The organism is Dellaglioa sp. CoH-57-MRSF-22 (assembly GCF_056781895.1).
Window position 1 is genome coordinate 1 of sequence record NZ_JBXAXT010000025.1, and the last position, 779, is coordinate 779.

The following is a 779-nucleotide window of genomic DNA, read 5'->3' on the forward strand; positions in this document are numbered from 1 at the left end:
CGTGTGTAGAAGCAGCCTCCGAAGTCGAGCGTTCGCACGGTTCCGTGCATCGCGTTCTGGATGAAGAAATCTACCGGACAAAATGGGAGTTGCGACGGGCGAAGGAACAGGACACGTGTCGGATCACCAAGCTCAGCTTTATGGTAGTTCGCGACCGCATCTCGGTACACCCGCGTAAAGTCCCTCACAATCGAGTGAGTGGACAAGGGTTTGAGGATTGCCATCTTGTCAATTTAATAAGGAGACGCAAAATCACGTCAAGGAGAAAAAAGTGTTCATACAACTTACGAACGCTGGGAAGGCAATTATCGCGGCTGCGACGGGCCCCATCAAAATCACGTCGTTCAAGCTGGGTTCGGCCTACGGATACATCCCGCAGGCAACCGACACGAACATCCACGGTACTACTATTTACGAGGGGATTCCCAGTGATCCCTTCGTTGTAAACCCGAACGTCGTCAAATATGGCGCATACCTAGACTACAACCTAGGACCGTTCGATTTTGGTGAAATTGGGTATTTCGTGGGCAACACGCTGTTCGCGTTGGCCGCAGACGACAGCCTGATTCACAAGTCACCGCTCGGTGCGGTGGACGGCGGAAACAGCATCCGGATTGATGCGTTCCTGTCGATCGTGGACACGAATTACCAAATGTGGCTGGACGCCGCAGAATCGAACAACCAGTTCCGGATGGCGGTTCTGGGCTCAGTAGATGAGCTTCCTGCGTCGCATTTGGCGAGCCCCAACGCGTATACTATCACGGGTGTCGATCACCCCC

1 protein-coding gene is annotated in these 779 nt (G+C 53.7%); it reads left to right on the forward strand.

Annotated features, from left to right (window positions below; translation table 11 throughout):
* Window positions 1-271 precede the first annotated feature (271 nt).
* The coding region (locus AC1RPR_RS07895) for a phage tail-collar fiber domain-containing protein (RefSeq protein WP_481763416.1) at window positions 272-779 on the forward strand (508 nt) is incomplete at its 3' end.